Genomic DNA, 5,760 nt, shown 5'->3' on the forward strand with positions numbered 1-5,760 from the left:
CGTTGGCAGATGTTTCTGCATTACCTTTGAATTCTTCAGCTTCGTTGGCAGATGTTTCTGCGTTGCCTTTGAATTCTTCAGCTTCGTTAGCAGATGTTTCTGCGTTACCTTTGAATTCTTCAGCTTCGTTAGCAGATGTTTCTGCATTGCCTTTGAATTCTTCAGCTTCGTTAGCAGATGTTTCTGCATTACCTTTGAATTCTTCAGCTTCGTTGGCAGACGTTTCCGTATTACCTTTGAATTCTTCAGCTTCGTTAGCAGATGTTTCTGCGTTACCTTTGAATTCTTCAGCTTCGTTAGCAGATGTTTCTGCATTGCCTTTGAATTCTTCAGCTTCGTTAGCAGATGTTTCTGCATTGCCTTTGAATTCTTCAGCTTCGTTAGCAGATGTTTCTGCATTGCCTTTGAATTCTTCAGCTTCGTTAGCAGATGTTTCTGCATTGCCTTTGAATTCTTCAGCTTCGTTAGCAGATGTTTCTGCATTGCCTTTGAATTCTTCAGCTTCGTTAGCAGATGTTTCTGCATTGCCTTTGAATTCTTCAGCTTCGTTAGCAGATGTTTCTGCATTGCCTTTGAATTCTTCAGCTTCGTTAGCAGATGTTTCTGCATTGCCTTTGAATTCTTCAGCTTCGTTAGCAGATGTTTCTGCATTGCCTTTGAATTCTTCAGCTTCGTTAGCAGATGTTTCTGCATTGCCTTTGAATTCTTCAGCTTCGTTAGCAGATGTTTCTGCATTGCCTTTGAATTCTTCAGCTTCGTTAGCAGATGTTTCTGCATTGCCTTTGAATTCTTCAGCTTCGTTAGCAGATGTTTCTGCATTGCCTTTGAATTCTTCAGCTTCGTTAGCAGATGTTTCTGCATTGCCTTTGAATTCTTCAGCTTCGTTAGCAGATGTTTCTGCATTGCCTTTGAATTCTTCAGCTTCGTTAGCAGATGTTTCTGCATTGCCTTTGAATTCTTCAGCTTCGTTAGCAGATGTTTCTGCATTGCCTTTGAATTCTTCAGCTTCGTTAGCAGATGTTTCTGCATTACCTTTGAATTCTTCAGCTTCGTTGGCAGATGTTTCTGCGTTGCCTTTGAATTCTTCAGCTTCGTTAGCAGATGTTTCTGCATTACCTTTGAATTCTTCAGCTTCGTTGGCAGACGTTTCTGCATTACCTTTGAATTCTTCAGCTTCGTTAGCAGATGTTTCTGAATTACCTTTAAACTCCTCTGATTGCGCCGCTAATTCTTCTATTTGTTCTTTATTGGCTTCAGATGTTTCAAGAATACTTTCGATTTCTTTTTCTTGAGCCTGGATGTTGGATAGTATATTTCCAGATTCTTCTTCGTTTTCTTTTATTTGATTTGTGGCCGATTCAGCTTCTTGTATAAATTCCTGTATACTTTCCAGTATTTCTAAAGCTCTATCTTTTTCGCTTTGAATTTCTTCTAAAATTAACTGAGCTTGGTCTAAAAAGCCATTGTCGTTAGTTCCTGTTCCTGATGACATAATGTTTTAATTTAAGTATGATTTGTATTAGTAAAACTAAACCAGGATTTGTTTTAAAATGAGTCTTAAGTTGGAATTAAGTGGGAAACAGGTGTTTTCGAATCTTGTTAAACTAGGCCTAAAGGATCAGAAGTGCTGGCATTAGCTTTTATCATCCATTTTTCATTTATCATATTTAATACATAAAAATGATCGGATATTACCTTGTATCTTTTTACATATTTCTTTTTGGAAGTATCCCACCAGCATAATAACCAAAATTCTTTTGTATAAACTTGGGCATAGTCTTTTTCTAACTTCTTTACTTCTATTTCAAGTATTTCACACGTAGAAGGGTTAAACGGGTTTGATAAAATCTGTTTTTTCTTCGATTTATCAACTAACACATCTAAAATCATATTATAGGAAGAGCTATTTTTAATGTAGGTATCGGAAAGAAAATTTTCATCTATTTTAGGTAAATTAGAATACATCAAATATTCCCGTCGGATTGCACTCTTTACAATTTCAATTATTTTTTCTTTGGGATTTTCATTGTTAGCTTTTTCTTCAATTTCTTGATCCATTTTATGAACAAAATCATTCCAACAATGATATTCTAAAAAGATAACTACTTTGTTTAGCGTGTTTAGAGTTCTTGGGTCTATTGGATAAGATAGTTTATAGTTGTTTTCAATTATTTTTTGCAAAGTTCTTGCAGAGATTGATGTACCCATTGATCTTTTTTGTTCCAAGGTTAACTTGTTTTCTAGATCTTCTTCTATAATGGTAGATAAAGTTTGATAACAACTTTTAGACCAATTTTTTGACCTTAAAGTCATGTTTTTGGTAACTTTTTTTGAATTTTTTAAACTATTAGATAAAAGTATTATATATATAATTAAATTATATTGAGACAATATATTTTGGCTTTCCAGTTTTTTTTGGGGCATAGAAACAACATTTAACTTTGAGACCTTTTTGCTTTTGAGTTTATCTTCGATCATAACGAATTCATTCTTGTAAATTGGATGTGCTATATATTTTCTGATATATTGATATTCATTTTGCTAATCTTCTCTGATTTGGATTTGAAGTGTTTATCTTCAAGGGTAGAATTGTTTAATAATTTTGATGTATTAAAACAATTTTCCGTTATAGATTTACAGTGTAATCTTTGTTTATTGTCATTTGCTATTATAGCTGATCCTTTAACTGCTATTTGGTCTGGAAGATTAAAAACTAATTGTACATCGTCGTCAAGTTTATGCTTTAGATACTCATTTATAAAATATACATTATAACTTGTTCCGCTTATAAGTATGTTTTTGATATTGTGTATGGTAGTGTCAACTTCTGAAAGCTCTTGTGAAATTAATTCATTAAGTTCAGACATATATGAGAACAGGATTTCTGTTATATGTTTTCTTGTAATAATCATTTCTACAATTGATGATTGGAACCCTAAAAGCACCGTATAATAGGGGAGGTGCTCATTTAGAAAACTACCTAACAGAGTTTTTATCTTAGTTTTGAATAAAATTGATTCCTTTGGTGTTTCTTTTATTTGTTGGTTTGTAAGTTTTTGGTAATTTTCGATTAATAGTTCTGAGAACTTTTTATAAATTCTATTACCTCCTAATCTTTTGATAACATTACGATTAAGTACAATAATATCGTCATTTTGATTTTTTTGAAATACACTTAAGGTAAGTTCTTTTGGATCCAAATTAATTAGAAGGTTATATGATGATTTTTCTATATTCGATAAAATTCCATATCCCATTAAAATTGATTTCTCAATTTCTATATGGCCAATTAGGTTTAAGTTGACCTGATCAAATGCTTTTTGTAGTTTAATCATTGTTTCAGGTGAAGAGGGCAAAGAAGAGGAGAGGATAACACCTTGTATGTTTAAGTCAAATTGATGCTCAAAATCAGTTTTTATTTTTCTTAAGAATAAAGAAAGAAGATCCTGTGATTCCCAATGTGATATATCTTGATTATTAAGTAAGGGAGCTTCTGAATATAGAATATCGTTAAAAAAATCTCGATAAACCATAATCTCGGGATTGTTTATTTCGAGAAAAATAACCTGATTTCCTAGATAAGCGTACTCACCATCTATAACAGCATCAAGTGGAGCTAAGTGAGTTGGGTGCCCATTGAAATTGAATTCGTTACTAAAGAACTTTACACCTTCATACGGATCAATATATGCAGCAGAAATAAACGATTGATTTATATATATTCCAATGTACATTTAATTTGTATTTAGTATTGTTTTAAACGTTTGAACTTAGTCTCTAATTGAGTAGTTTTTTTTACCAATTTATTAAAGTCACTACTCCAAGAAGTAAGTGTGCTTTTTTCTGTTTTTAGCCCAGACAATCTCTTTTGCATAACCTTCTCTTTTTTTATTGTTTCTTTTTTAGAAGCTTCAATTATATTTAAAATGTTACGTTCCATGTCTTTAGTGATTGAGGTTTCCAATGTGTTTAATTCTGCAATTATTTTTGAATTGTACTTTAGAAGAGATTGTTTGATGTTTTTTTCAATATGTTGACGTAGATCACTATTTAATTTAGATTGTTCTCTTTCTTTAGAAGTTTTTAATTCAATATCCATGCTTTTTTTTCTTGAAACTACAAACCAAAATATTAAGGATACTAAACTGATTAAAATGACATATTTGTATTCATGCAAACTTGATAAGGCTCGAATAAATCCCCCTATACCAAAACCTCTTCTATTGCTGGAAGGGATACTTAAAAGTTTGTTATTGGGGTCAAATAATTGTTCAATTACAAAACTTCTATCAGCATTTTCCCTAAGAAACAAATACAGTATCTGGTTCTTGTTATCAAAAAGGTAATCTAATGTTTCTTCAACTTTTATTTTATTATTAAAACTTTGAACTACTTCCATCTTTTTTATAGCTAATTGGGGTTCAGTGACCAGTTCATTGTTTATTTCCTTGTCAAACACACCTTTTTTGGGATCACGTAATGCATTTAACTCATTAATAAATTTTCTGAAAGCATTATCTCTTGATACTGGTAAGCTTGTAATTGCAACACAAGGCCTATTGTTGTAGAATAATTGAGATTCATCAATAGTCCCTAAGTCTTCAGAATTAATTAATGCTCCAAAAACCGCAAAAACCATCATAAACGGCATGAGCATAAATAAAGGCGTTCTTAGTTCCATCAATAAATGACCAAGGTTCTTAAAAGATATTTGTTTCTCATATACCTTTTCGGGGAAAATATTTGAAACGGCTAATGTTTCTCGAATTAGGCTTGTTGAAAGTTTAGAAATTGATATATTAGGGATATTAATATTCCTAACTGAATAGGTGTTTTTTAACCATAAATTTAACTGTGCCAAATGGTTATTAACGTTTTTATTTGTTTTTTCAAGGAAGTCAGTTAATATGTTATTAGTCTTATCTAGTTTGTTCTGTATAGCACCATCAGCAATTTTTAAAGTTAAGTTTTTACTTCTTTTTATTTCAACAAAACCTACAAATGACAATATATCTTCTTGTAAATCTCGCAATTCACTATTGTTTTTATCAAAGTTATCAAAGCTTTCTTCAAAGCTTTCTTCAATGCTTTTCGTGATATATTTAAAGTCATTAGTGATCCTTGATTTGGTAAAGTTGAGATCTTTTGTAGATAATTCTGATTTGGTATTTTGAATTTCTTGTAACTTTTGATTGACAATAATCGATTTACCTCTAAATTGCATTTGTTTCATTTCAAAATTTTCTTCAATCAAAAGGGATATCTTTTTAACATAGCTAATAAATTGTGATAATCTAACTGTCTCCAGTAGTTTTTCGGTATCTATACTTAATAAAGATGTAACTATTGAATCTTCGAGTTCTGAAATTAGATATTCTTTTGTATAGATGTTTGTAATTTGAGGAATGGTAAATATATTTTCTTTAGAGATGTCGATTAAAAAACAAATGGAAGGAGATTTTTCTAATAGTTTAATAGCTAAATTATAGTTAGGTAATTGAGAAAGATATTCTTGATCATAAACAATTATCTGGATATCTTTTTCTGGGATTAATACTGTTTGAGGAGAATAGTTCTCAAAGTGTAATATTTCTATCTTTAAACTTACACCGTTTTCATATTTTGCTTCACTTTCTACACCTTTTTCAAAAATATTTTCACAGTTGAATTCATTATCTATTTCTAACCATTTCAGTATTTTTTTGTAACCATCCGATCAACTACACTGTAATATTTTCTTGATATCCGGGAAGTAGTTCT

Annotated in this window: 4 protein-coding genes; all 4 read right to left on the reverse strand. The window is 31.0% G+C overall.

All coding sequences use genetic code 11. The features are described 5' to 3' along the window. On the reverse strand, positions 1 to 1,492 hold a 1,492-nt coding region (locus KQA_RS19290; protein ID WP_010183011.1), incomplete at its 3' end, for a hypothetical protein. Between the two features lie 107 nt (positions 1,493 to 1,599). Beyond that, entirely contained in the window at positions 1,600 to 2,478 is an 879-nt protein-coding gene (locus KQA_RS0217940) for a hypothetical protein (protein WP_010183012.1), read from the reverse strand. Between the two features lie 29 nt (positions 2,479 to 2,507). Next, positions 2,508 to 3,734, reverse strand: a complete 1,227-nt coding sequence (locus KQA_RS0217945; RefSeq protein WP_010183013.1) for a hypothetical protein — start codon at positions 3,732 to 3,734, stop codon at positions 2,508 to 2,510. Between the two features lie 11 nt (positions 3,735 to 3,745). Continuing rightward, on the reverse strand, positions 3,746 to 5,254 hold the full coding sequence (locus KQA_RS0217950) for a hypothetical protein (protein ID WP_010183014.1): 1,509 nt from the start codon (positions 5,252 to 5,254) through the stop codon (positions 3,746 to 3,748). Positions 5,255 to 5,760 lie beyond the last annotated feature (506 nt).

The organism is Aquimarina agarilytica ZC1, from assembly GCF_000255455.1.
Taxonomy (GTDB): Bacteria; Bacteroidota; Bacteroidia; order Flavobacteriales; family Flavobacteriaceae; genus Aquimarina; species Aquimarina agarilytica.

What these genes read in the sequence shown, in the direction of transcription:
- KQA_RS0217940 (WP_010183012.1), bottom strand. Translation starts at nt 2,478, where the DNA reads ATGATCGAAGATAAACTCAAAAGCAAAAAGGTCTCAAAGTTAAATGTT.
- KQA_RS0217945 (WP_010183013.1), bottom strand. Translation starts at nt 3,734, where the DNA reads ATGTACATTGGAATATATATAAATCAATCGTTTATTTCTGCTGCATAT.